A 23,958-nucleotide genomic window follows, 5' to 3' on the forward strand; every position below is an offset into this window, starting at 1 on the left:
CTCACAGCAGACTGAACAGCCCCAAGAGGCCTCACGGGCCCTCGAAGCAGCCACCAGCATAGGGGATCACAGGAGCACCACCGACCCCGGGGACCACAACTTGTGGGTAGCTGTAGCGATCCAACCACTACATGTAGGGCTTGGCCCATACACCGACACGCGCGCGTGTCGCAGACGTGTCGCGGGGGCGGATACGGAGATACCGTGGGCGCGGCACGGAGGACGCGTAGGACTCCGGCGCAGAAGGAGTCCGCTACCCGGTTGACGAGCTTCCGGATGGCAGACTGGGGACGCGACCCACGAGGTCGCCACCCCGGCGGTGAAGAGTACCGCAATGAGCCTTTTTGTCCGCCAGGTGCCGCGTTGGCCATACACCTGCACAAGTGATCGCGTCAGGTGAATCGCGTTTTTTCACTCGAACGTGTGTTTGGCGCAACCTTTCGAAAGCAACTACCGTTGTCCAGCAGGGAGACCATCGAGAGGGGCCGACGTGACCACCACCGCAGACAGTGCCACCATCACCGCCCAGGACCGCTCCCAGGGCCGACTCGAGCCGGTGCACGCGATGAACGAAGCCACGAATCCCGAGGGACACAAGCGCTCCCTGCCGGGCCGACCTCCAGGCATCCGGGCGGACAGCTCCGGACTCACCGACCGGCAACGCCGGGTGATCGAGGTCATCAGGGATTCCGTACAGCGGCGGGGCTACCCGCCGTCGATGCGGGAGATCGGCCAGGCCGTCGGTCTCTCCAGCACATCCTCGGTCGCGCACCAGTTGATGGCGCTGGAGCGCAAGGGCTTCCTGCGCCGTGACCCGCACCGCCCGCGCGCGTACGAGGTGCGCGGCTCCGACCAGGCGGTGACGGTGCAGCCCACCGACACCGCGGGCAAGCCGGCCGCGTCGTACGTCCCACTGGTCGGCCGTATCGCCGCCGGTGGCCCGATCCTCGCCGAGGAGTCGGTCGAGGACGTCTTCCCGCTCCCCCGACAGCTGGTCGGTGACGGCGAACTCTTCGTCCTCAAGGTCGTCGGCGACTCCATGATCGAGGCCGCGATCTGCGACGGCGACTGGGTCACCGTCCGCCGCCAGCCGGTCGCCGAGAACGGCGACATCGTGGCGGCCATGCTCGACGGCGAGGCCACCGTCAAGCGCTTCAAGCGCGAGGACGGCCATGTCTGGCTCCTGCCCCACAACTCGGCCTACGAGCCGATCCCCGGCGACGACGCCACCATCCTGGGCAAGGTCGTCGCGGTGCTGCGGCGCGTGTGACGGCTGCGGCGGACGGCCGGAGGCGGCTCGTCCACTGACCGGGCCCCGGAACCCCTGCGCCGGTTCCGGGGCCCTGTACTGTGCGGACCTCGGGGGCCCGGTGCTGGGCGGGCCGGAGGCCCGGTGCTCGCGTCAGGGCTTGCGTCGTGGTGGCCCGTCCCGGCAGGCGGACGGGCCACGGTTGATCAGCTCGCTTCCGCCTGCTTCGCCGCCGCATCGATGGCGGCCAGGGACTTCCGGACCTGATTGCGGTCCGTGGTGTACCAGAAGTCCGGCAGGGATGCCTTGAGATAGCCGCCGTACCGTGCGGTGGCCAGCCGCTGGTCCAGTACGGCCACCACACCCCGGTCCTCCGACGCCCGTACGAGACGGCCGGCACCCTGGGCCATGAGGAGCGCGGCGTGGGTGGCGGCGACCGCCATGAAGCCGTTGCCGCCGGCATCCTCCACCGCCTTCTGGCGGGCGCTCATCAACGGGTCGTCGGGGCGCGGGAACGGGATCTTGTCCATGACGACCAGCTGACAGCTGGGGCCGGGGACATCGACGCCCTGCCACAGCGACAGCGTGCCGAAGAGACACGTTTTCGGGTCCGCCGCGAAGTTCTTGATCAGTTCGCCGAGGGTCTCCTCTCCCTGGAGCAGGATCGGAAACCCGGGGATGCGGGAACGGAGCTCCTCGGCGGCAAGCTGGGCGGCACGCATCGAGGAGAACAGGCCGAGCGTGCGGCCACCGGCGGCCTCGATGAGCTCGGTCAGCTCGTCGAGCATGTCGACCCGGTCGCCGTCCCGCGCGGGACGTGCCAGGTGCTTGGCGACGTACAGGATGCCCTGCTTGCGGTAGTCGAAGGGCGAGCCGACGTCGACACCCTTCCACTGCGGGATGTCGTCGCCCTCCGTGCCCTCGGGAGCAAGCCCCACGGAGGCGCCCACACCGTTGAAGTCACCGCCGAGCTTGAGCGTCGCGGAGGTGAGGACGACGGAGCGATCCGCGAACAGCTTCTCCCGCAGGAGGCCGGAGACGGACATGGGGGCGACACGCAGGGAGGCACCGAAACGGTCGTGCCGCTCGTACCAGACGACATCCCACTCGGAGCCGTTGACGACGCGCTCGGCCACGTCGTGCACCGTCTCCACAGAGGCGAGGGCCTGCTTGCGGACCGCGTCCTCGTCCTGGACCGACTTGTCGCGGGTCGTACCGATCGCCGAGATGACCGTGCGCGCAGCGTCCCGAAGGGCCATGAGGGCGTACCCGAGGTCCTCCGGGATCTCCTCGAGACGGCCGGGCAAAGCGAGCTCCATCAACCGCTCGAAGCCCTCGGCAGCGGTCTGCAGCTGGTCGGCGGCCTTCTCGTTGACCAGCTTGGCGGCGCGGCGCACCGCGCGGTTGACCTGGCCGGGCGTGAGCTCGCCCGTGGCGACACCGGTGACGCGCGAGACCAGTTCGTGCGCCTCGTCCACGATCAGCACCTCGTGCTGCGGAAGCACCGGCGCGCCCTCGATCGCGTCGATGGCGAGCAGAGCGTGGTTGGTGACGACGACCTCGGCGAGCTTGGCCCGTTCGCGGGCCATCTCGGCGAAGCACTCGGCGCCGTACGCGCACTTCGAGGCACCCAGGCACTCCCGGGAGGACACCGACACCTGGGACCAGGCGCGGTCGGAGACGCCGGGTGTGAGGTCGTCCCGGTCGCCCGTCTCCGTCTCGTCCGTCCAGTCACGCAGCCTCAGCAGGTCCTGGCCCAGCTTGCTGGTCGGTGCGGCGGCCTCGAACTGGTCGAAGAGACCCTCCTCCTCGTCCTGCGGCATGCCCTCGTGCAGACGGTGCAGGCACAGGTAGTTCGACCGGCCCTTGAGCATGGCGAAGTCCGGGCGGCGGCGCAGCAGCGGATGCAGCGCCTCCACCGTGCGCGGCAGGTCGCGCTCCACGAGCTGGCGCTGCAGGGCCAGGGTGGCGGTCGCCACGACGACGCGCTCCCCGTGCGCGAGCGCCGGCACGAGGTAGCCCAGCGACTTGCCGGTGCCGGTGCCGGCCTGGACCAGCAGGTGGGATCCGTCGTCGATCGCCTCGGCGACCGCTTCGGCCATGGTGACCTGGCCGGGGCGCTCCGTGCCGCCGACGGCTTCGACAGCCGCGTGCAGGAGTTCGGGGAGAGAGGGCTTCGTCATAGCGCGTCAACCCTACGGCCCGGCGCTGACAATCGGGCGATCAAGTCCGGAACCGGGGGTGGGAACGCGGAGGCGCGGGACGGGATCAAGAAATTTCCAATTCGTCCGGCCGGCTGGGAACCGGGTCGGCTCGGGCTTCGTTCCATCTGTGACGGCGTCATCACGCAGTGCTACATCAGATGGCGCAGGGTCCGGTCCCGGAGCATGAGGGCGGCCCGCTTGGCGGGTAGGTCGACCTCGGCGCCGAACCGGAAACCGGCGCTCAGGAAAGCGGCCACGGAGGGGGTGTTGCGAAGGTCGGGTTCCGCGACGACGCGAGCGCAGGCCGGGCGGTGGTCCAGGATCAGGTCGGCGACCGATCTGAGCAGGGCCGAGCCGAGGCCCCGCCCACGGTCGGCGACCGCGCCGATGAGGAGGTGGATCCCGGTGTCGTGCGGACGGGCCGGGTAGTGGCGGGCCAGGGGGTCCAGGTCGGCCCGGTACACCTCCCAGTAGCTCATCGGGGTGCCGTCCAGCATGCCGACGCACGGGACGCTGCGTCCGTCACCGTCCAGTTGGGCGCGCAGGTGTTCCTCGGTCCGCGCCGGGGAACCGGCCAGCTCCCAGAAGGCGGAGACTGCGGGGTCGTTCATCCAGCGGCTGATGAGCGGCAGGTCACGCTCGACACGGACCCTGGCCAGCTGGAACATGCCTACGGGTGTGGAGGCCGGGCCCCAGCCTCCGACTCCATCGAGCAGGGCGTCGGCGGGCGGGGACGGCGCGCCGGTCTCCTTGGAGCCGCCGAGTGCGTGCCCGTCGGCAGGTGCGCATCCGTCGCGGGGTGCGGTGCCGGCCGTCTCCGCGGTGAAGAGAGCGACGAGTTCGTCGGGCAGCCGCAGCTCCAGTGTGTCCTCGCTGTCGCCGCCCGGATCCGCGCAGTCCGGATGGTGGACCGGGACGGGGACGGCGTCGGTGCTCGCGTCGATGGGAGGCACGGCGCGCTCCTCTCAGGAGATGGGGTGGGTCATGTTCCTCGGAGGTGGATGAAATCGGTGGTGTCTTGCTGTCGGTTCAGGAGTGAAGGGGGTTGGCGATGGTGACGTAGACGGACTGGGTGTCGACCGGGCCGACCAGCTCGTCGAGGCCGTGCAGCCGGGTCAGCAGGTTGGCCTTGCAGCGCAGGACGGGCGAGTCGAGCAGGAGGGCGGGCAGGGCGGTTCGCAGCGGGGCGGGGCCGGAGGCGACGTCGCCGAGGAACCGGCGGAAAGCGGCGAGCAGCAGGTGTTCGTCCGACAGGTGCTGGGATCCGAACGCACCGATGAGGCCGAGCACGTTGTTGATGGCGAGGTAGTACGCGAAGCGTTCGTTCGTGACCTCGTCGGAGACGAAGGTGTCGCTGTGCACGCCGATCCCGGGCAGACGCGCGTCGAGTTCGGCACGCCGGGACTCGCGGAAGTAGTAGCCCTGGTTGTCGCGGTAGCGGCCACCCGCGGGCCAGCCGTCACCGTCCAGGAGGAGCAGAGTGTTCTGCTGGTGGGCTTCGAGGGCGATGCCCGCCTCGCTGTCCAGCCACAGGACGGGCCGGACGACCTGCTCCAGGTAGCGCAGGAACCACTCGGCGGCGACGGCGCCCCGGGGCCGGCCCGTGCGCTCGGCGAGCCGCGTGACGACAAGGGCCAGCCGGGAGCGGAGGGGCCGCATGCCGGTCCGTGGACGATCGCCGCCGGTGGCCGGGTGTGCGCCGGGCCGGGGTGAGACGAGTCCGGCGACGCAGGAGACGTCGTCGGACGGGGTGAACGGGTTGTGCCGGATCATCACGTCGAGCCCGGGCACGGGCCTGCCGTGCGGGTCGTCGACGGCCAGCCATGCCGGGTCGCGGACGATGTCGAAGCCCGGGTGCGCGGCCTGCCATTGCCGGGACAGGCCGCCGCGCAGCAATCGGTGCACCTCGACGCCGCGGTGGAGTTCCTTGCGGAGGTTCTCGCGTCGGGAGTTGGTGATCCGCAGGCCGAGGGACAGCTTGAGCATGGCGGCGGAGCCGGACTGGTGGACGGTCCGTACGGAGGAGGTGGGGTGCCATGGGGAGCCTTGGGTGCCGAGTGGCCTGAGCAGCCCGGCGTCGAGGAGGGTCGCGGTCGTGTCGCGGTGCCGGACCTCGCGCCACTGCCAGGGGTGCACGGGCAGGGCGGCGTATCCGTCGGGCAGGGGCAGACCCGGGCCGGCGAGCCGCGCCGTCAGCCGGTGGGCCGGCACGGGTCGGCCGCTTTCGGTCCAGGCCGAGTCGGTCGCGAGCAGCGAGGGGGCGACAGCGATCCAGTGCAGGGGGAAGGAGCCGCGCAGTTCGGGTGAGTAGAGGAGGGCTTCGGAGTCGGTCAGGCCCTCGCGGCTCTTCGGGGTCGGGTGGAAAGGGTGTCCGAGCAGCAGTGCCTGTTCGGCGGCGAGGAAGCGATCGGGGCCGTCGGCGGGACGTGCGCGCCGGTCGCTGATGAAGGTGACGGTGCGGCGGAGGGAGTCGGCCACGCGTGCGACGAGGTCACCGTCGTCGGCGGCGGCGCCGTACGGGTCCGCGTCGGTGCCGTCGGTTCGCCCGTGTGTCTCCCGGCTGATCAGGGCCGCGAGAGTCACCGCGTCGAGCGGTGGGGCACTCTCGGGGGCGTCGGCGAACCGGGGCGGTCCGAAGCGGTGCCAGCCGGTCGGGGACCAGTGGTGGACGGGGGTGATCGCAGCGGTGCCACTGGCGGGGAAGGGGATGTGGAGGGCGCCGGTGTCCGGGGCGGAGAGGTCCGTCTCGCGTACCCAGCAGCGGAGCAGGTTCTCCACGGCGGCGGCCTGTGCGGCGGTGTGCGGGTCGGGGTGTTCCAGAGGGTCGGCGGTGACGACGCGCGCCGGCCCGGTCTCCGGGGACCGCGATGTCAGGCGGGGCACCGGCTCCGCGGCCGGTTCGGGTGGGGCTGGTACGGGTGGAGAGGGGATGCGGTGGGCGCGGAGGTGGGGGGCGTGGGCACGGCCGTTCGGTGCCGGGGTGGCGTTCAAGTCTGGTCCTCCGGGGTTCGTGCGGGGGGTCGCTCGGCGGCGCGGTGGGCGGAGGGGTATGCCTCAGGTTCGGGGCGTGGCGGCTCCGTCGGTGCGGGACAGTCCGCGGGACACGGCCTCGACCGCGTCGGCGAGGCGGTCGAGTACGGCGGAGGCCTGCTCGTCGCTGATCGTCAGGGGCGGCAGGAGCCGTACGACGCTGGAGTGGCGGCCGCCGAGTTCGACGATCAGGCCGCGGCGCAGGCACTCCCGCTGCACGGCTGCGGCGAGTTCGGGGTCGGCGGGGCAGGGACTGCCGGGACTCCGGGGTCCGGCGACAGGCGCTTTCGGACCGCCTTCCGGGCCGCCTTCCGGACCGCCTTCCGGACCGGGAACAGGTCCCGGCACGAGAGGGGCGTCGCCCCGCCCGTCCGTGTTCGTCTCCCCGCCGGCTTGCCCGCCCGCCTGGCCCTCTCCCTCCGAGTCCACCATCGGGTCCACCATTTCGACGCCGATCATCAGCCCCCGGCCCCGCACATCGCCGACGCAGGGGAACTCGTCTTTGAGGGCGTGGAGTTGGGACAGCATGCGCGAGCCGAGCAGGGCGGCGCGTTCGGCGAGGCGATTCTCGCGGACGTGGGCGAGTGTGGCCGTGCCCGCGGCCATGGCTAGCTGGTTGCCGCGGAAGGTGCCCGCGTGGGCACCCGGTTCCCACACGTCGAGGTCGTCGCGGTAGACGACGACGGCGAGGGGGAGGCTGCCGCCGATGGCCTTGGACAGGACCATCACGTCGGGCGTGACGCCACTGTGCTCGACCGCCCAGAAAGTGCCGGTCCTTCCGACTCCCGTCTGGACCTCGTCGGCGATCAGCGGGACGGAGCGGGTGGCCGTGATCTGCCGCATGCGCCGCATCCAGGCGTCCGGGGCGGGAATCACTCCGCCCTCGCCCTGGACGGGTTCGAGGATCATCCCAGCAGGCAGTGGCACACCCGACTTGGGGTCGTCGAGGACGGACTCGGTCCAGCGAGCGGCGAGTTCGGCGCCGCGCGGACCGCCGACGCCGAACGGACAGCGGTAGTCCTGCGGGTAGGGCAGGCGGGCCACCCGTACGTCGCAGGCGCCGCCGGACGCGGCCAGGGCGCCGGTGGTCATGCCGTGATAGGCGCCGGTGAAGGCCAGAATGCCGGAGCGGCCGGTCGCGGCGCGCACCAGCTTGAACGCGGCCTCCACGGCGTCCGTGCCCGCGGGTCCGCAGAACTGCACACGGGCCCGGTCCGCGAGGCCGGGCGGCAGGGTGCGGAACAACTCGGTGATGAAGGCGTCCTTGACCGGGGTCGCCAGGTCCAGGACGGACAGAGGAGCGCCCGAGTCGAGAACCTTGCGGATCGCCTCCAGGACGACCGGGTGGTTGTGGCCGAGAGCGAGGGTTCCCGCACCGGAGAGGCAGTCGAGGTAGCGGCGGCCGTCGGCGCCCTCGATGGTCAGGCCGCGCGCCCGGACCGGCACGATGGGGAGGGCGCGTGCGTAGGTGCGCGCCGCGGACTCGCGCGCCGACTGCCGCCGCAGGATCCCCTCGTGTGTTCCGCGCGCTCCCCCGGACACCGATTCCGTCACGGCCACGGCCTTGTCCTCCCGCTGTCCAGAGGCGACTTGCTCCCTCATGGGGACCGGGCACAGGCAGCAGGCCCCCCACCGCTACCAACCTCCGACCGGCCCACCGGTTACGGGTTGCTTCAAGATCCTTACCGTGACGGAACCGTTGCCGTTCCGTCGGAAGTCCCCCACAGCGAGCGCATAGTGTGTGATGCCGTTCCCAGACGTCCGTGAGACCGGCGTGAACTCCCCATGAGTTCCGCCGGATCACGCGGACACAGCGCCGAGTTCCTTTACAGCAGGGGGAGTCAAGACCATGCGATCCATACGGCCGTCGTCCACCGTCCGCCGAGGGAGGGGCGGGCCCCGCAGAACCTCCCCCGTGCTGGCGGCCGTCGCCCTCGCCTCCGCGCTGGCGCTGACCGCCACCGCCTGCAACGGTGACGACAATGCCGACAGCAAGCCGACCACCGCCGCGACCATCGGCGACGGAAAGATCAAGATCCCGGACGACATCAAGAACAAGCTCAAAGAGCACGGGATCGACATCGACAAGTGGAAGCACGGCGCCTGGAAGAACTGGGACAAGGACGACTGGCTGCGCGAGGCCAACGACTTCGTCAACCCGATCATCAAGGGCCTGTGGGACCCGGGCCGCATGCGGGACGCCAACGACCCGGACAAGGGTGTCGACGACAACGACATCTCCGGTGACCAGGGCGTGACGGACCCGACGCCGGCTCCGGTCAAGGCACAGGCGGTGCGGGCGCCGTACCACGCCAACGCGGCCACGGCCGGCAAGGTCTTCTTCGACTCCCCCGAGGGCACGATGGTGTGCTCGGCCACGGTCGTGAAGGACCCGGCGCACCCGGGCAAGTCCAACCTCATCTGGACGGCCGGCCACTGCGTGCACGCCGGCAAGAACGGCGGCTGGTACCGCAACATCGCCTTTGTGCCGTCGTACAACAACGCCGGCATGACGGCCAAGCAGTTGGAGAGTGCCAGCAGGGACCAGGTCGCCCCGTACGGGGTCTGGTGGGCCGATGCGGCGCAGACGTCCCAGCAGTGGATCGCGCAGGGCGGTGAGACCGGCGGGAACGGCGCTTCGTACGACTTCTCCGTCATCCACGTCACGCCGGAGCAGGGCAATGGCGGCAAGTCGCTGGAGGAGACGGTCGGTTCGGCGCTCCCGGTGAACTTCAACGCACCGGCTGTGCCGAAGGTGCAGAGCATCACGGCGACCGGCTACCCGGCGGCGGCGCCGTACGACGGCCGGCTGGCGTACCAGTGCCAGGACAAGCCGGGCCGGCTGTCGATCCAGAAGTCGGACCCGACGATGTACCGCATCGGGTGCACGATGACGGGTGGTTCGTCCGGCGGCGGCTGGGTGGAGACGGGCTCGGACGGCAAGCCGGCCCTGGTCTCGAACACCTCCATCGGTCCAGTGTCCGCGGGCTGGCTGGCGGGTCCGCGGCTGGGTGACGTGGCCAAGGACGTGTACAGCAAGGTCAGCAAGCAGTTCGCCGGTCGGTAGACCTCGGTGAGCCGGCCTGACGCCGGTGTGCGAAGGCCCGCCCCCTGGACCGGGGGCGGGCCTTCGCCGCTGTGCGTCAGAGCGGTTGTGCGGGAGCGGTTGTGCTCAGTGCGCGGGGGCGGGCGTGTACGGCGCGAGGTCCGACGCCAGCTCCTCGTGCACCCGTACCTTGAGCAGGGTGCCCTCCGCGGTGTGCTCCTCGGAGATCACCTCGCCCTCGGTGTGGGCACGGGCGACCAGCTTGCCGTGCGTGTACGGCACCAGCGCCTCGATCTCGACGGACGGCCTGGGCAGCTCGTTGTCGATGAGTGCCAGCAGCTCGGTGATGCCCCGGCCGGTGCGGGCCGAGACGGCGATGGAGCGCTTCTCGATCCGCATGATCCGCTGGAGCGTCAGCGGATCGGCCGCGTCCGCCTTGTTGATCACGACGATCTCGGGCACGTCGGTGGCGCCGACGTCCCGGATCACCTCGCGCACGGCGGCCAGCTGCTCCTCCGGGTTCGGGTGCGAACCGTCCACGACGTGCAGGATCAGGTCGGAGTCGCCGACCTCCTCCATGGTGGAGCGGAACGCCTCGACCAGGTGGTGCGGCAGATGCCGGACAAAGCCGACCGTGTCGGCCAGGGTGTACACGCGGCCGCTCGGGGTCTCGGCCCGGCGCACGGTCGGGTCGAGGGTCGCGAACAGGGCGTTCTCGACCAGCACGCCCGCGCCCGTGAGGCGGTTGAGCAGGGAGGACTTGCCGGCGTTGGTGTAGCCCGCGATGGCGACGGACGGCACCTTGTTGCGTCGGCGCTCCTGGCGCTTGACCTCGCGGCCGGTCTTCATCTCCGCGATCTCCCGGCGCATCTTCGCCATCTTCTCGCGGATCCGGCGCCGGTCCGTCTCGATCTTGGTCTCACCGGGGCCACGCGTGGCGAGGCCGCCGCGACCGCCACCCATCTGCCGGGACAGCGACTGACCCCAGCCTCGCAGCCGCGGCAGCATGTACTGCATCTGCGCGAGCGCGACCTGCGCCTTGCCCTCTCGTGACTTGGCATGCTGGGCGAAGATGTCCAGGATCAGGGCCGTACGGTCGATGACCTTGACCTTGACGACGTCCTCCAGCTGGATCAGCTGGCCAGGACTCAGCTCACCGTCGCAGATGACGGTGTCCGCGCCCGTTTCGAGGACGATGTCACGCAGCTCCGCGGCCTTGCCGGAGCCGATGTAGGTGGCCGCGTCGGGCTTGTCCCGGCGCTGGATGACGCCGTCGAGCACGACCGCACCGGCAGTCTCCGCGAGGGCGGCGAGCTCCGCGAGGGAGTTGTCGGCGTCCTGGGCGGTTCCGGTGGTCCACACCCCGACGAGGACGACGCGCTCCAGCCGGAGCTGGCGGTACTCGACCTCGGTGACGTCCTCGAGCTCGGTGGAGAGGCCCACGACGCGGCGCAGGGCCGCGCGCTCGGAGCGGTCGAACTGGTGGCCGTCCCGCTCTCCGTCGATCTCGTGGCTCCAGGCGACGTCCTCTTCCATCAGGGCATCGGCCCGAAGACCTTCGGGGTAGGCGTGCGCGAAGCGCTTGGTGTCCTGGGAAGAGGAAGAAGAGGAGGTCATTTGATCCTTACGTCGATGGGGAATCCGATGGGGCGGCAACGGTGTGATTCGTCCGTCACTGTGAACAACGCACGAGTACCCGGAGAGATTCCCGTCTCCGTGCCGCGCCGACCCGAAGATGGTCGCACGGCACGACCCGTCTCGTCACCGCCTTATTCCGCGGCGGTGGGACCACGAGCCCCTGTGTCTTCGCCATCCGCCTGCGGCTATTTCTTCGCCACCCGCCGCGGCGCCGCCGCCTTCCAGTCCGGGTGACCGGGCATGGGCGGCGTCTTCTCGCCGTACAGCCAGGCCTGGAAGAAGCCGGTCAGGTCGCGGCCGGCGATGTTCGCGGCGAGGCGGGTGAAGTCGGCGGTGGTCGCGGTGCCGTCGCGGTACAGACGTACCCAGGTCCGCTCCAGGCGTTCGAAGGCGGGGCGGCCGATCTCCTGGCGGAGGGCGTAGAGGGCCAGCGCGGCTCCGTCGTACACGTTGGGCCGGAAGATGCCGATCTTCTGGCCGGGCTCGGGCGGCTTGGGCAGTGCGGGCGGGCCACCTGAGGCGCGCCAGCGATCGGAGGCGGTGTAGGCCGCCTTCATGCGGTCGACCATGGGCTTGTGCGCCTTCTCCTCCGCGTAGAGGGCCTCGTACCAGGTGGCGTGCCCCTCGTTGAGCCACACGTCGGACCAGGTGCGCGGGCTCACGCTGTCGCCGAACCACTGGTGAGCCAGCTCGTGCACCATGATCGACTCGATGTACCACTTGGGGTAGGCGGCGTCGGTGAAGAGGTCCTTCTCGAAGAGGGAGAGGGTCTGAGTCTCGAGTTCGAAGCCGGTGGCGGCCTCGGCCATGAGCACGCCGTACGTCTCGAAGGGATAGGGCCCGACCTTGCTCTCCAGCCAGGCGATCTGGTCCGGGGTCTTCGCGAGCCAGGGTTCGAGTTTCTTGCGGTCGGCGGCGGGGACCACGTCGCGCACCGGCAGTGCGTGCGGTCCGGTGCGGTGCAGCACCGCGGATCGGCCGATGGACACCTGTGCGAGTTCGGTGGCCATGGGATGTTGGGTCCGGTACGTCCAGGTGGTGGAGCCGCCCGCCCTGGTCACGCCGGCCGGGATGCCGTTGGCGACGGCCGTGTAGCTGTTGGGCGCGGTGATCCGGATGGTGAACATCGCCTTGTCGGAAGGGTGGTCGCTGCAGGGGAAGACCAGGTGCGCGGCGTCGGCCTGGTTGGCCATGACCAGCCCGTCGGTGGTCCGCACCCAGCCGCTGTCCCGGCCCGCGACGGCTCTGGGGTCGCTGGTGTGCCGCACGGTGATCCGCGTCCAGCTGTCCTCGGTCAGCGGCGTCCCGGGGGTGACCACCAGGTCGTCGCCGGCGCCGGTGAATGCGGCGGGCCTGCCGTCGACCTCCACGGACTCGACGGTGCCGTGGGCGAAATCGAGGTTGAGCCGTTCCAGCGGGGCGGTCGTCCGGGCGTGGATCGTGGTGACGGCCTGAAGGGGTTTGTCGTTGCCGCCGGGATAGATGAAGGAGAGGTCGTACGAAGCCACGTCGTATCCGGGGTTGCCCAGGTACGGGTAGAGCCGGTCGCCGACGCCCAGGGGGACGGCGGGGGCGCTCGCGGCGAGGAGACAGGCGGAGACGGCGGAGGCGAGGAGGGCGGCGGCCCTCCGGCGGCGGGCGGCGGGTCGGGCACTGGGGACGCCGGGTCGCCGATCCGGCATGCGGGGCGTGAGCAGCATGGACCACGGCTACCAGCACGCGCCCGCCCCGCCGCGACGGCGCGCGACCGGCCCACCCGAACGGGGGCCGCCGGGTTGCCGGGGCGTGTTTCTCGGGATCAGGAATCGGGTCCCTGGTGCTGGGCCCGGCCGACGTCGTACACGCCCGGCACGTTCCGCATCGCGCGCATGAGAGCCGGGAGGTGGGCCGCGTCGGGGAGCTGGAGGGTGTAGGTGTGGTGGACGCGCTGCTGGCTCGGCGGGGCGACGGTGGCGGAGACGATCTCGGCGCCTTCGAGGGCGATCGCCTCGGTGAGGTCGGCGAGCAGATGGGGACGGCCGAACGATTCGGCGACCAGTGTGACCCGGCACTCGGTGGTGTCACCCCAGCGCACGCCGACCTCCGCGCGCCCGGCGCTCTTCATACGCGCCACTCCGGCGCATTCGACGCGGTGCACGGTCACCACGCCGCCGCGTACGGCGAAGCCGGTGACCTCGTCGGGCGGTACGGGCGTACAGCACCCGGCGAGCCGCACGGCCGCCCCGGGCCGGTCGACGACGGCGCTGGCCGCCGCGGGGCGGGTGGCAGGGGCGTCGGTGGCGGGACCGGTTCCAGCGCGGGAATCCCGGTCGGCCGCCGCTTCGGAGTGCTCGCCCGTGCCGCCGTCCGCCCCGCCGGGGGACTCCGTACCGCTCCAGTGGACCTTGCCGGTCTCCCGTGCCCCCGCGTCGCCGCCCTCCGGGTGGGCGGCCAGCCACCGCTGGATGGCGATCCGGGCGGCGGGGGTGTGGGCGTGGTCCAGCCACTCCCGGGAGGGCTCGGAGGCGGGGTCCTGGCCCATGAGGAGCTGAACGGTGTCACCGTCCCTCAGCACGGTGCTCAGCGTCGCCAGCCGGCCGTTGACGCGCGCGCCCATGCAGGCGTGCGCGTCCTCGCCGTACTGCGCGTACGCGGCGTCCACACAGGTGGCGCTCTCCGGCAGGCCCAGCGTGCCCCCGTCGGGCCGGAAGACGGTGATCTCGCGGTCCTGGGCGAGGTCCTCGCGCAGGGTGGACCAGAAGGTGTCGGGGTCGGGTGCCGCCTGCTGCCAGTCGAGGAGACGGGAGAGCCATCCGGGGCGGGTCGGGTCGACGCGCTCGTCGCCCGCGGCCTGCTCCTCCGAAGGGGGCGCGTACGGGTTGCCGAGCGCGATGACCCCGGCCTCGGCGACCTTGTGCATCTGGTGGGTGCGGATGAGGACTTCGACCACCTGTCCGTCGGCGCGGGCGACGGCGGTGTGCAGCGACTGGTACAGGTTGAACTTCGGTACGGCGATGAAGTCCTTGAACTCCGAGACGACGGGGGTCATGCAGGTGTGCAGCTCGCCCAGCACGCCGTAGCAGTCCGCGTCCTCGTTCACCAGCACCAGCAGGCGGCCGAAGTCGGCGCCGCGCAGCTGCCCGCGCTTGCGTGCGACGCGGTGGACGGAGACGAAGTGCCGGGGGCGGATGAGGACTTCCGCCTGGATGCCGGCTTCGCGCAGGACCACGCGGGCCTCGTCGGCGACCTCCGCGAGGGGATCGTCGGGACGGTTCGCGTTGTCTGCGATCAGCCCGCGCGTGTGGGCGTGCTCCTCGGGGCGGAGGATCGCGAAGACGAGGTCCTCCATCTCGGTCTTGAGGGCCTGGACACCGAGACGCTCGGCGAGCGGGATGAGGACGTCCCTGGTCACCTTGGCGATGCGCGCCTGCTTCTCGGGGCGCATCACGCCCAAGGTGCGCATGTTGTGGAGCCGGTCGGCGAGTTTGATCGACATCACGCGGACGTCGTTTCCGGTCGCGACCAGCATCTTGCGGAAGGTCTCGGATTCGGCGGCGGCCCCGTACTCGACCTTTTCGAGTTTCGTGACCCCGTCGACGAGATAACGAACCTCCTCACCGAACTGTTCCCGCACCTGATCCAAGGTCACATCGGTGTCCTCGACGGTGTCGTGCAGCAGAGAGGCCGTCAGGGTCGTGGTCTCGGCGCCGAGTTCGGCGAGGATCAGGGTCACGGCGAGCGGATGCGTGATGTACGGCTCGCCGCTCTTGCGCATCTGGCCGCGATGCGAGGACTCGGCCAGGACGTAGGCCCGCCGCAGGGGTTCGATGCCGGCGTCGGGGTAGTGGGCGCGGTGCGCCTCTACGACGTGGCCGATGGCGTCGGGCAGCTTGTCGCGAGCGCCGGGGCCGAGCAGCGCGGCCCGGCCGAGTCTGCGCAGGTCGATCCGGGGGCGGGCCTTCCTGCGGGGCACTGTAGGGGCTACAGGGCCAGGGCTCGCAGGATTCGTGGCCTCCGCACTCATGGGCACCTCCGGCTCGTGGACCGGCGGACGGGCCCCCCAGGGCATACACGGCTCAGGGATGGCGACGTTCCCCCGTCCGTGCCGGTGCTTGATGCTACCGAGCCCACCATGCCCGACTGACCGCCTCTCGCCGAGCGTGAAACGGATCACCCGTTCGTGCGACGGCTGAGAGGTTTACGATTTTGCGCCACGTGGTCGTCGACCTGCCGTCGATTCGCGCCGATCCGGCCGCCGGAAGGCGCGAATCGGGTGGCCTGGGCCGGTTGGAGCCACGGTTCATATGGTCAACGGACCGCGTTTTCCAGCCATTCGGCGTCGATCTCGCCCTCGGCGACGATCACGGCGGGTCCGGTCATCTCGATCTGGCCGTCCGGCCGCTCGGTGATCACCAGTCGCCCGCCGGGTACGTCGACCGTGTAGGTCGCCCGGGTGCCGGTGACGGCCGGATCGGCGCCGTCCCGGCGCGCGGCGGCCACGGCGACGGCGCACGCGCCGGTGCCGCAGGACCGGGTCTCGCCGGAACCGCGCTCGTGCACGCGCATCGAGACGTGGCGGGGGCCGCGGTCGACGACGAACTCGACGTTCACCCCGTCCGGGTAGGCGGCGGCCGGGCTGAAGGGCGGCGGTGCGAGCAGATCGCCGGCGTGCGCGAGGTCGTCGACGAAGGCGACCGCGTGCGGGTTGCCCATGTTCACGTTGCGCGCGGGCCAGCTGCGCTCGCCTACGCTCACCGTGACGTCCCCTTCGGGCAGGCGCGCGCTGCCCATGCCGACGGTGACGTCCCCGTCCTTGGCGATGTGGACGGTCTTCACGCCCCCGCGCGTGGCGATCGCGGTGTCGCCTTCGGTCACGTGCCCGGCGTGCTGCAGGTAGCGCGCGAACACCCGCACTCCGTTGCCGCACATCTCCGCGATCGAGCCGTCGCCGTTGCGGTAGTCCATGAACCACTCCGCCTCGCCCGCCATACCCTCGGCCTCCGGGTGGGCGGCGGACCGTACGACGTGCAGCACGCCGTCGGCGCCGATGCCGGCACGGCGGTCGCACAGGGCGGCCACGGCGGCCGGGGTCAGGTCGATGGCGTTCTCGGGGTCCGGGACGATCACGAAGTCGTTCTCCGTGCCGTGACCCTTGAGGAAGGCGATCCGCGTGCTCATTCCTCGATCGTACGGGAGCGCTCCGCCGGCGGGCCCATGGAGCGGTGCGCCGGGAGGACGGGTGCGGGCCGTGTGTGGCTGATCGCGCCCACGCGGCGGAGCCGCATGTCGACACCGGACCCGCGCCCCTTTCGCGGCGCCTCAGCGAAGCCTTGCCACCCGCCACACGGCGAGAACCGCCACCACGGCCACCAGCAGCACGTACCCGAGCACGACCCGCCAGTCGGCGCGGCCGGCCGAGCCTCGGGCCGGCAGGCCCGGCCAGGTGTAGCCGACGCGGCGGGCGGCCATCATGCCCCAGCCCGCGGCGCAGGAGCAGATCAACAGACCCAGCATGGCGATGACGGCGCCGCTGTCACCGAAGTCGAAGGCCAGCGGGAAGGCGAACATCAGGGAGCCGACCGCGGCCAGGCCCACGATGGGCGCGAGCTGCCAGATGCGCAGCCGGCGCTGCGGGCGCAGCTCGACCTCGACCTCCGGGCCGCCCGCGAACATCTCCTCGGGCTCGGGGCCGTCGTCGGTCACACCGTCCGGCGTCTCGTCCGGTCCGTCGGGGCTGAGTCGGTCCTCGCCCTGTTCCGGTTCGCCGCCGCCGGTGGTGACGTACTCCGTGCTTCGTGCGGTGTCGCGAGGGCCGGCCTCCATCGCCACGCGCCCTCCCAACTAGGACTCCACTTGGTCGATCGAAGCTCGATGATGGCACGGTGTCGGAGGCCGCGATGACCGGCGGCGCATCCCGATGCCATGACGTGATCAGGCTGTGACCGGTCGTTCGACCAACGCCAGCGCGAGCTGCGGAAGTTCCTTGCGGTCCGCCGCGGCCCCACTCAACCACTGCACCCGGGGATCGCGCCTGAACCATGAATCCTGGCGGCGCGCGAAGCGTTTGGTGGCGCGTACGGTCTCGGTCCGGGCCTCGTCCTCGGTGCACTCCCCGGCGAGCGCCGCGAGGATCTGCTGGTAGCCGAGCGCGCGCGACGCCGTACGCCCCTGGCGCAGGCCCCGCGCCTCCAGTGCGCGCACTTCGTCCACGAGCCCCGCCTCCCACATGCGGTCGACGCGGCGCGCGATGCGCTCGTCGAGTTCGGGGCGGGCCACGTCGACACCGATCTGGACGGTGTCGTAGACGGAGTCGTGACCGGGGAGGTTGGCGGTGAAGGGCTGGCCGGTGATCTCGATCACCTCCAGGGCCCGGACGATGCGACGGCCGTTGCCGGGCAGGATCGCGCGCGCGGCCTCGGGGTCGGCGGCGGCCAGCCGGGCGTGCAGCGCGCCGGAGCCGCGCAGCGCGAGCTCGTCCTCCAGGCGGGCGCGGACCTCGGGGTCGGTGCCGGGGAACTCGAGGTTGTCGACCGCTCCCCGGATGTACAGGCCGGAGCCACCGACCAGAATGGGCCAGCGTCCCTCGGCGAGCAGTGCGTCGATACGGGCGCGGGCCAGCTTCTGATACTCGGCGACGGAGGCCGTGACGGTGACGTCCCAGATGTCCAGCAGATGGTGCGGGACGCCGTCACGCTCCTCGAACGTCAGCTTGGCGGTGCCGATGTCCATCCCTCGGTAGAGCTGCATGGAGTCGGCGTTGACGACCTCGCCGCCGAGCTGCCGGGCCAGGAATACGCCCAGATCGGACTTTCCGGCCGCGGTGGGTCCGACAACGGCGATGACGCGGGGGGCGGGGGATGCACTGCTCACCGCACCAGTCTCGCAAACCTCCCGGCCGTGCCTCGAACGAGTTACGTGACGAGCCGGGTCCGGGGTCGTTGCCCGTTGCGAGGTACCTGCCGCCCGCTCCCGGAGGCGGTGAGCCGGGTCGCGCAAACGGGCGCACCGGGCTGCGCGGGATTCGCCCGCACGAGTAACGTATGGAGTGGATATGGGTGTTTTTGCGCGACTTTTGCGGAGGTCGAAGGCGACGGAGGAGGCGTCGGCCACCGAGCCGCTGACCGGAGCGGAGTCGGGCGGGTCCGAGGCGGAGGAACCGCCGGAGGAGGCGACGCCGGCGGCGTCGGCCGAGAGTGGGGCGTCCGAGAGCGGGGTACCGGCGTCGGAGGCCGCGTCCTCCGACGGCGGGGAGACCGGCCAGGCGGCTGCCACCGAGGCCACCGAGATCCCCAAGCAGCAGTCCGCCGAGGAGGCCGCCGACAACGAGGCCGGTGACGGCGCCCGTACGTGACCGCACCGCGAGGGAAGGTGGATCAATGGGTCTCTTGCACAATCTGAAGAGCAGGCTCGCCCCGGCCAAGGACAAGATGTCGCACTTCGCGCACCAGCACGAGGACACGATCGACAAGATCGAACACGGCATCGACAGGGCCGCGAAGGCCGTGGACGAACGGACCAAGGGCAAGTACAGCGACAAGATCCACGCCGGTACAGGGAAGGCCAAGGGCGCCATGGACCGGTTCGCGCACAAGGGCGGTACCCAGGCGAGTGACGACGGGCCCGGCACGGGACCGGACGTGCCGCCGCCGGTTTCCTGACCGGCAGCGACCCATCGATCGGCGGACGGCCGCGGAGCGGGACGCCTCCCGGCCGTCCGCCGTTCGCGCCGCGCCGCCGGTCCGTCAGGGGCCGGCCCGCTAGGACCAGGCCGCGACCACGTACCCCACGCCGTACGGCGCGTCCTCGTAGAGCAGCGTCCCTGTCAGGCCCGCGTTCTCGGCCGCGCCCGCCAGGACCTGCCAAGGGGCGCGGCCCGACGCCTTGAGCTCGGACGCCAGCCGGGCGTCCAGCGCCTTCAGCGCCACCACGTCCGCCGACCCCAGTGCCCGGGAGACCCCCGCGTCGAAGGGCGCGGCACGCTCGTCGAGGTAGCCCGGTGCCTTGACCGTGCGGCAGGCGCTCGCGTCGCCCATCACCAGCAGCCCCACCCGCGTCCGCCGCGCGCCGATCTCCCTGCCCGCCTCGACGCACCGCTCGGGGGCCAGAAGCTCCCCCACTCCGAGCCCCTCGATCGGCGCGTCCGCCCAGCCCGTGCGCTCCAGCAGCCAGCCGGCGACGGCGAGCGAGGGCGGCAGCGTACGGTCGTACGCCGCCCCCTGGCCGGGGCCGAGCCGTACGTCGAGGTCCACGCCGAAGCCGCGGAAGGATCCCGGAGTGCCCTGCGGGTGCGGTCCGCGCCCGCTCCGCCCGGCGGGCCCGACCACCACCAGCAGGTCGGTGCGGGCGGCGGCGAGCACACCGAGCGCGTCCGTGCACGCGGCACGCGCCGCGTCCAGCTCGGGTGCGGCTCCCGCGGCGACCTCCGGCACGAGCAGCGGCGGACAGGGGCAGAGTGCGGCGGCGACAAGCATGATCGGCAGGGTAGCGCCGGCCCGGGCCTCAGCCGCAACCGCTCGTCAGTCGTAGCCGCTCGTCAGTCGTGGCCGCGACAGTTCGTCGGCCGCAACCGCTCTCAGTCGCAGCCGCAACCGCTCGCGGCGACGGGCAGCGGTGCCGGCACGCCGATCTTCGGCAGCCCGAGCAGCACACCGGCCGGCTTGGCGGCCTCCGCGGCGTTGCGCTTCTCCCAGGCGTCGCCCGCGCGCGTGGGTCGCACGGCGAGGACGGGGCCCTCGGCGAGGAGGTGGTGCGGGGCGGCGTACGTCACCTCGACCGTGACCACGTCGCCGGGGCGCACCTCCTGCTCCGGCTTGGTGAAGTGGACCAGCCGGTTGTCCGGGGCGCGGCCGGACAGCCGGTGGGTGGCGCCGTCCTTGCGGCCCTCGCCCTCGGCGACCATCAGCTCCAGGGTGCGGCCGACCTGCTTCTTGTTCTCCGCCCAGGAGATCTCCTCCTGGAGGGCGACGAGACGCTCGTAGCGCGCCTGGACGACCTCCTTGGGGATCTGGTCGTCCATGGTCGCGGCGGGCGTGCCGGGCCGCTTGGAGTACTGGAAGGTGAACGCCTGCGTGAACCGTGCCTCGCGCACCACGTGCAGGGTCTGCTCGAAGTCCTCCTCGGTCTCGCCGGGGAAGCCCACGATGATGTCGGTGGTGATCGCGGCGTGCGGGATGGCGGCGCGCACCTTCTCGATGATCCCGAGGTAGCGCTCCTGCCGGTACGACCGGCGCATCGCCTTCAGGACGGTGTCCGAACCGGACTGGAGCGGCATGTGCAGCTGCGGCATCACGTTCGGGGTCTCGGCCATGGCGGCGATGACGTCGTCGGTGAAGTCACGCGGGTGCGGGGACGTGAAGCGCACGCGCTCCAGGCCCTCGACGCCGCCGCAGGCCCGCAGCAGCTTGCTGAAGGCCTCGCGGTCGCCGATGTCGGATCCGTAGGCGTTGACGTTCTGCCCGAGCAGCGTGATCTCGGAGACGCCCTCGGCGACCAGGGCCTCGACCTCGGCGAGGATGTCGCCGGGACGGCGGTCCTTCTCCTTGCCGCGCAGCGCCGGGACGATGCAGAAGGTGCAGGTGTTGTTGCAGCCCACGGAGATCGACACCCAGGCCGCGTAGGCGCTCTCGCGCCGGGTCGGCAGCGTGGAGGGGAAGGCCTCCAGCGACTCGGCGATCTCGACCTGCGCCTCCTCCTGCACGCGCGCGCGTTCCAGCAGGACCGGCAGCTTGCCGATGTTGTGCGTGCCGAAGACGACGTCCACCCAGGGCGCCTTCTTCACGATGGTGTCCCGGTCCTTCTGCGCCAGACAGCCGCCGACCGCGATCTGCATCCCGGGGCGCTGCGTCTTCTTCGGCGCGAGCCGGCCCAGGTTGCCGTACAGCCGGTTGTCGGCGTTCTCCCGGACCGCGCAGGTGTTGAAGACCACGACGTCCGCGTCCCCGTCGGATCCCTCGGGCGCGCGCACGTAACCGGCCTCTTCGAGCAGCCCGGACAATCGCTCGGAGTCGTGGACGTTCATCTGGCACCCGTAGGTGCGCACTTCGTACGTCTTGGATGAGGGGACGTCCACCGCGGGGCTCCGGTCGCTGCTGCTGGTCATTCCTCAAGGGTAGGCGGTCCCGGGAGTGCCCCGGGCCGGGCGGTCGGTACCGGTCCGGGCGCGGCCCACGAGGTCGCAGCCGCTCTCGCACCAGGCGGTGATCGTGTCGCGGAGGGCCGGCCGGTCCGGCGGGACCACCCCCGCGACCTGCCCCGGCTGCGCCGCTGGGCCGGCACATCGGCACCGGCCCGTAAGACGCGTGATGCAATGGGCCCACTGAGCGGATCTCGGGCTGGAGTGAGGCGTGTTGAGCGAGGGCGGGGCCGATGCGGGGAGTTTCGAGCCGCTGGAGGACGGTGATCCGCGGGTCGTCGGCGGGTACCGGCTGGTGGCGCGGCTCGGGTCCGGCGGGATGGGGCGGGTGTATCTCTCGCACACGCCGGGCGGGCGGGCCCTCGCGGTCAAGGTGATCCGGCCGGAGCTGGCCGAGAACGCCGAGTTCCGCAAGCGGTTCCGGGCCGAGGTGGCGGCGGCGAGCCGGGTGCACGGGCTCTATACGGCTCCGGTCGTGGACAGCGACACGGAGGGAGCCGTGCCGTGGTGCGCGACCGCCTATGTGCCGGGGCCGTCCCTCGCCGACGCGGTCCGCGGCCACGGGCCGCTGCCCGTCGGCACGGTGCTGCGGCTGATCGCCGGTGTCGCGGAGGCGTTGCAGGCGGTGCACCGCGAGGGCATCGTGCACCGTGACCTCAAGCCCTCGAACGTGCTGCTCGCCGCCGACGGCCCGCGTGTCATCGACTTCGGTGTCGCGCGGGCCGCGGACGCCACGTCGGTGACACAGAGCGGCACCACCTTCGGCACGGTCGCCTACATGGCGCCGGAGCAGGTACTCGGCGGGGTGGCCGCCGCCTCCGCCGACGTGTTCGCCCTGGGGCAGACCGCCGTGTTCGCGGCGACGGGCGCCGGTGCCTTCGGGGACGGGGATCCGCACGCGGTGCTCTACCGGGTGGTGCACGAGGAGCCCGACCTCAGCCGTGTGCCGCGGGAGATACGGGAGCTGGTGGCGCGGTGCCTGCGCAAGCCCGCTGCCGAGCGGCCTTCCGTGGAGGAGGTCATCCGCGCCGTTCAGACGATCCAGGCCGACCGCGGGGACGACGCGCGGCTCACGTCCGGGGCGTGGCTGCCGGACGAACTGGCGGCGGGGATCGCGGCTCGGGTGGAAGGCGCTGATCAGGGCCGGGCGGGAGCGGGGCCGGGAACGGTGGCGGGAGCGGGAGCGGCTGAGGGCGCGCAGGCCTCCTCCGGTGCCGGGCCCGCGAGTACGGAGGGCTTCGGGCCTGCGGGTTCCGGCGGTTTCGGGCCCGCGAGCAGTCCCGGCGGCTACGGTGCCGGGAGCAGCCTGGGCGGCTACGGTCCCGCGGGCGATCCGGGCGGTTACGGTCCCGCCGCGGCCTACTCCCCCACCCCACCGTCCCCTTCCGTGCCACCCGGGCCCTTCGTGACCCAGCCAGGAGCCGCACCGAATCCATACGCTCCGTCTCCCTGGGCACAGTCGCAGGAGGCGGCCTCCGCGCGGACCGCCCCGCAGACCTCCGCCGGGCCCGCGGGCGGAAAGGGCCGCCGGGCACGGGTCTGGATGCTGTCGGCGGCCGCCGTCGCGCTCATCGCCGGTGGGGCGGCCGCCGCACTGCTGTTCGTCCCGCGGGAGGACGACAAGAGCGCCGGCCGGGTGCGGGAGGCGGCAGCGTCGCGGTCGGCCACGGCCACCGAGGCGTCGCCGTCGGCGTCCGGCTCCCCGTCCACCCGGGCCTCGAAGAAGCCGAAGCCCGCCAAGTCCGCTCCGCCGCCCAGCCCTTCGGGACCGGCGACACCCACGCGGACCGCGGCCTCGGCTGCCCCGACTGCCGCGACCGGCAAGCCCACGGCCTCGAAGGCCCCTGTCGCGACCGCTTACTCCGGGATCCGGATGACCGCGAGCCACGACCTGTACCTGGCGGACACCCCGGTGCGGTCCAAGGCGGACACTGGGACCTCCGACGAGGATCTGACGTACGCCGTCTACTCCTCGGGCGCGGTCCTCGCCCCCGGCACCGACTCCGGCAGCTCCCTCGCGCTGCTGCCCACGGGTCGGCAGGGCGGCCTCGACGCGTGCAAGGCCGCGACCGGCTACAAGAGCTACATCTGGGTCAAGGACCTGGCCGTCGGCCAGCAGATGTGCGTCATCAGCGGGACGGGGCACGTGGGGCTGGTGACGTACCGGGGCTCGTCCGGGACGACGTACGCGACCTTGGACGTGAAGGTGTGGCGCGACGCGGCCTGAGGCCACGGACCGCGCGCGGCCTCGGGGTCGGTCAGGCGCCGCCGGAGGCCCATCCCTGGCGGCGCAGGACGGCCGACACGTCCGGCGCCCGGTAGTGCTCGCCCTTGAGGACCTTGCCGTCGGCGCGGCGGGCTATCTGCCCGTCGGGGCCCAGCTTGCTCATGTTGGCGCGGTGGATCTCGGCGATCACCTGGTCGAGGTCGACCCCGTGCACCAGTGCCGTGCCGTACGCCACGTAGACCACATCGGCCAGTTCGTGCACGAGCCGGTCGAGCGGGCCGGTGACCGACACCTCGGCGACCTCCGCGGCCTCCTCGGCGAGCAGTTCCCCGCGGTGCGCGGCCAACGCGGGGGCCACCTCCGTCGGCACGGTGCGGGCGTCGAGGCCGAAGGCGCGGTGGAACTCACGGACGAGGTCGGCGGGCGATGAGCTCATGCGGCGACTCTAACGGC

The 23,958-nt window shown here is 71.8% G+C and carries 18 protein-coding genes; 5 read left to right on the plus strand and 13 right to left on the minus strand.

Translation table 11 applies throughout. The annotated features are described in order from the left end of the window. Nucleotides 1-490: 490 nt before the first annotated feature. The gene (gene lexA, locus ACH45E_RS41795; RefSeq protein ID WP_235460597.1) at nucleotides 491-1,270 is read left to right on the plus strand and encodes a transcriptional repressor LexA; all 780 of its coding nucleotides are present in this window, start codon (nucleotides 491-493) and stop codon (nucleotides 1,268-1,270) included. A 185-nt stretch (nucleotides 1,271-1,455) separates the two neighbouring features. Here lexA and ACH45E_RS41800 read toward each other — a convergent pair whose 3' ends face one another. From ACH45E_RS41800 to ACH45E_RS41815, 4 genes are all read right to left on the minus strand, one after another. Continuing rightward, nucleotides 1,456-3,432, minus strand: a complete 1,977-nt coding sequence (locus ACH45E_RS41800) for an ATP-dependent DNA helicase (RefSeq protein WP_361454675.1) — start codon at nucleotides 3,430-3,432, stop codon at nucleotides 1,456-1,458. Between the two features lie 170 nt (nucleotides 3,433-3,602). Continuing rightward, a complete protein-coding gene (locus tag ACH45E_RS41805) occupies nucleotides 3,603-4,406 on the minus strand; it encodes a GNAT family N-acetyltransferase (RefSeq protein WP_399042643.1) in 804 nt (267 codons plus the stop codon). Between the two features lie 76 nt (nucleotides 4,407-4,482). Beyond that, nucleotides 4,483-6,444, minus strand: a complete 1,962-nt coding sequence (locus ACH45E_RS41810; RefSeq protein ID WP_399042645.1) for an IucA/IucC family protein — start codon at nucleotides 6,442-6,444, stop codon at nucleotides 4,483-4,485. A 63-nt stretch (nucleotides 6,445-6,507) separates the two neighbouring features. Continuing rightward, nucleotides 6,508-8,043, minus strand: a complete 1,536-nt coding sequence (locus ACH45E_RS41815) for a diaminobutyrate--2-oxoglutarate transaminase family protein (protein ID WP_361454681.1) — start codon at nucleotides 8,041-8,043, stop codon at nucleotides 6,508-6,510. 289 nt (nucleotides 8,044-8,332) lie between these two features. Here ACH45E_RS41815 and ACH45E_RS41820 point away from each other — a divergent pair, with 289 nt between their 5' ends. Continuing rightward, nucleotides 8,333-9,550: a hypothetical protein gene (locus ACH45E_RS41820; RefSeq protein WP_361454684.1), complete on the plus strand. Its 1,218-nt coding sequence runs from the start codon at nucleotides 8,333-8,335 to the stop codon at nucleotides 9,548-9,550. 105 nt (nucleotides 9,551-9,655) lie between these two features. Here the strand turns inward: ACH45E_RS41820 and hflX are convergent, their stop codons facing one another. The 6 genes from hflX to miaA form a co-directional block, all read right to left on the minus strand. After that, nucleotides 9,656-11,146 (minus strand): GTPase HflX, encoded by a 1,491-nt coding sequence (gene hflX, locus ACH45E_RS41825; protein WP_361454687.1) that lies wholly within the window; start codon nucleotides 11,144-11,146, stop codon nucleotides 9,656-9,658. A gap of 206 nt (nucleotides 11,147-11,352) precedes the next feature. Next, entirely contained in the window at nucleotides 11,353-12,867 is a 1,515-nt protein-coding gene (locus tag ACH45E_RS41830) for a M1 family metallopeptidase (RefSeq protein ID WP_399042648.1), read from the minus strand. Nucleotides 12,868-12,965: 98 nt separating this feature from the next. Beyond that, nucleotides 12,966-15,170: an HD domain-containing protein gene (locus tag ACH45E_RS41835; RefSeq protein ID WP_361454690.1), complete on the minus strand. Its 2,205-nt coding sequence runs from the start codon at nucleotides 15,168-15,170 to the stop codon at nucleotides 12,966-12,968. A 284-nt stretch (nucleotides 15,171-15,454) separates the two neighbouring features. Then, the gene (dapF, locus tag ACH45E_RS41840; RefSeq protein WP_361454693.1) at nucleotides 15,455-16,324 is read right to left on the minus strand and encodes a diaminopimelate epimerase; all 870 of its coding nucleotides are present in this window, start codon (nucleotides 16,322-16,324) and stop codon (nucleotides 15,455-15,457) included. 141 nt (nucleotides 16,325-16,465) lie between these two features. After that, nucleotides 16,466-16,969 (minus strand): hypothetical protein, encoded by a 504-nt coding sequence (locus tag ACH45E_RS41845; protein ID WP_361454812.1) that lies wholly within the window; start codon nucleotides 16,967-16,969, stop codon nucleotides 16,466-16,468. 108 nt (nucleotides 16,970-17,077) lie between these two features. Next, entirely contained in the window at nucleotides 17,078-18,016 is a 939-nt protein-coding gene (gene miaA, locus ACH45E_RS41850) for a tRNA (adenosine(37)-N6)-dimethylallyltransferase MiaA (protein WP_361454696.1), read from the minus strand. Between the two features lie 181 nt (nucleotides 18,017-18,197). Between miaA and ACH45E_RS41855 the strand changes: the two genes are divergently transcribed. Both ACH45E_RS41855 and ACH45E_RS41860 read left to right on the plus strand, forming a co-directional pair. Continuing rightward, nucleotides 18,198-18,497 carry a hypothetical protein gene (locus tag ACH45E_RS41855; protein WP_361454699.1) on the plus strand — a complete coding sequence of 100 codons (300 nt, stop codon included), beginning with the start codon at nucleotides 18,198-18,200 and terminating at the stop codon, nucleotides 18,495-18,497. 25 nt (nucleotides 18,498-18,522) lie between these two features. Then, nucleotides 18,523-18,804, plus strand: a complete 282-nt coding sequence (locus ACH45E_RS41860) for an antitoxin (protein ID WP_361454702.1) — start codon at nucleotides 18,523-18,525, stop codon at nucleotides 18,802-18,804. 99 nt (nucleotides 18,805-18,903) lie between these two features. Here the strand turns inward: ACH45E_RS41860 and ACH45E_RS41865 are convergent, their stop codons facing one another. Together ACH45E_RS41865 and miaB are read right to left on the minus strand one after the other, a co-directional pair. Continuing rightward, on the minus strand, nucleotides 18,904-19,617 hold the full coding sequence (locus ACH45E_RS41865) for a class III extradiol dioxygenase subunit B-like domain-containing protein (RefSeq protein WP_361454705.1): 714 nt from the start codon (nucleotides 19,615-19,617) through the stop codon (nucleotides 18,904-18,906). Nucleotides 19,618-19,718: 101 nt separating this feature from the next. Further along, nucleotides 19,719-21,245, minus strand: a complete 1,527-nt coding sequence (gene miaB, locus ACH45E_RS41870) for a tRNA (N6-isopentenyl adenosine(37)-C2)-methylthiotransferase MiaB (protein ID WP_361454708.1) — start codon at nucleotides 21,243-21,245, stop codon at nucleotides 19,719-19,721. A 244-nt stretch (nucleotides 21,246-21,489) separates the two neighbouring features. Here miaB and ACH45E_RS41875 point away from each other — a divergent pair, with 244 nt between their 5' ends. After that, nucleotides 21,490-23,505 carry a serine/threonine-protein kinase gene (locus tag ACH45E_RS41875; protein WP_361454711.1) on the plus strand — a complete coding sequence of 672 codons (2,016 nt, stop codon included), beginning with the start codon at nucleotides 21,490-21,492 and terminating at the stop codon, nucleotides 23,503-23,505. A 31-nt stretch (nucleotides 23,506-23,536) separates the two neighbouring features. Here ACH45E_RS41875 and ACH45E_RS41880 read toward each other — a convergent pair whose 3' ends face one another. After that, nucleotides 23,537-23,941, minus strand: coding sequence for a MazG nucleotide pyrophosphohydrolase domain-containing protein (locus ACH45E_RS41880; protein ID WP_361454714.1), 405 nt, complete (start codon nucleotides 23,939-23,941; stop codon nucleotides 23,537-23,539). Nucleotides 23,942-23,958 lie beyond the last annotated feature (17 nt).

Origin of the sequence: Streptomyces sp. NPDC020299, assembly GCF_044387825.1 — a bacterium.
Classification (GTDB): Bacteria; Actinomycetota; Actinomycetes; order Streptomycetales; family Streptomycetaceae; genus Streptomyces.

What these genes read in the sequence shown, in the direction of transcription:
- ACH45E_RS41830 (WP_399042648.1), bottom strand. Translation starts at nt 12,867, where the DNA reads ATGCTGCTCACGCCCCGCATGCCGGATCGGCGACCCGGCGTCCCCAGT.
- ACH45E_RS41860 (WP_361454702.1), top strand. Translation starts at nt 18,523, where the DNA reads ATGGGTCTCTTGCACAATCTGAAGAGCAGGCTCGCCCCGGCCAAGGAC.
- ACH45E_RS41835 (WP_361454690.1), bottom strand. Translation starts at nt 15,170, where the DNA reads ATGAGTGCGGAGGCCACGAATCCTGCGAGCCCTGGCCCTGTAGCCCCT.
- ACH45E_RS41880 (WP_361454714.1), bottom strand. Translation starts at nt 23,941, where the DNA reads ATGAGCTCATCGCCCGCCGACCTCGTCCGTGAGTTCCACCGCGCCTTC.
- ACH45E_RS41865 (WP_361454705.1), bottom strand. Translation starts at nt 19,617, where the DNA reads ATGCTTGTCGCCGCCGCACTCTGCCCCTGTCCGCCGCTGCTCGTGCCG.
- dapF (WP_361454693.1), bottom strand. Translation starts at nt 16,324, where the DNA reads ATGAGCACGCGGATCGCCTTCCTCAAGGGTCACGGCACGGAGAACGAC.
- hflX (WP_361454687.1), bottom strand. Translation starts at nt 11,146, where the DNA reads ATGACCTCCTCTTCTTCCTCTTCCCAGGACACCAAGCGCTTCGCGCAC.
- ACH45E_RS41820 (WP_361454684.1), top strand. Translation starts at nt 8,333, where the DNA reads ATGCGATCCATACGGCCGTCGTCCACCGTCCGCCGAGGGAGGGGCGGG.
- ACH45E_RS41845 (WP_361454812.1), bottom strand. Translation starts at nt 16,969, where the DNA reads ATGGAGGCCGGCCCTCGCGACACCGCACGAAGCACGGAGTACGTCACC.
- miaB (WP_361454708.1), bottom strand. Translation starts at nt 21,245, where the DNA reads ATGACCAGCAGCAGCGACCGGAGCCCCGCGGTGGACGTCCCCTCATCC.
- ACH45E_RS41855 (WP_361454699.1), top strand. Translation starts at nt 18,198, where the DNA reads ATGGGTGTTTTTGCGCGACTTTTGCGGAGGTCGAAGGCGACGGAGGAG.
- ACH45E_RS41800 (WP_361454675.1), bottom strand. Translation starts at nt 3,432, where the DNA reads ATGACGAAGCCCTCTCTCCCCGAACTCCTGCACGCGGCTGTCGAAGCC.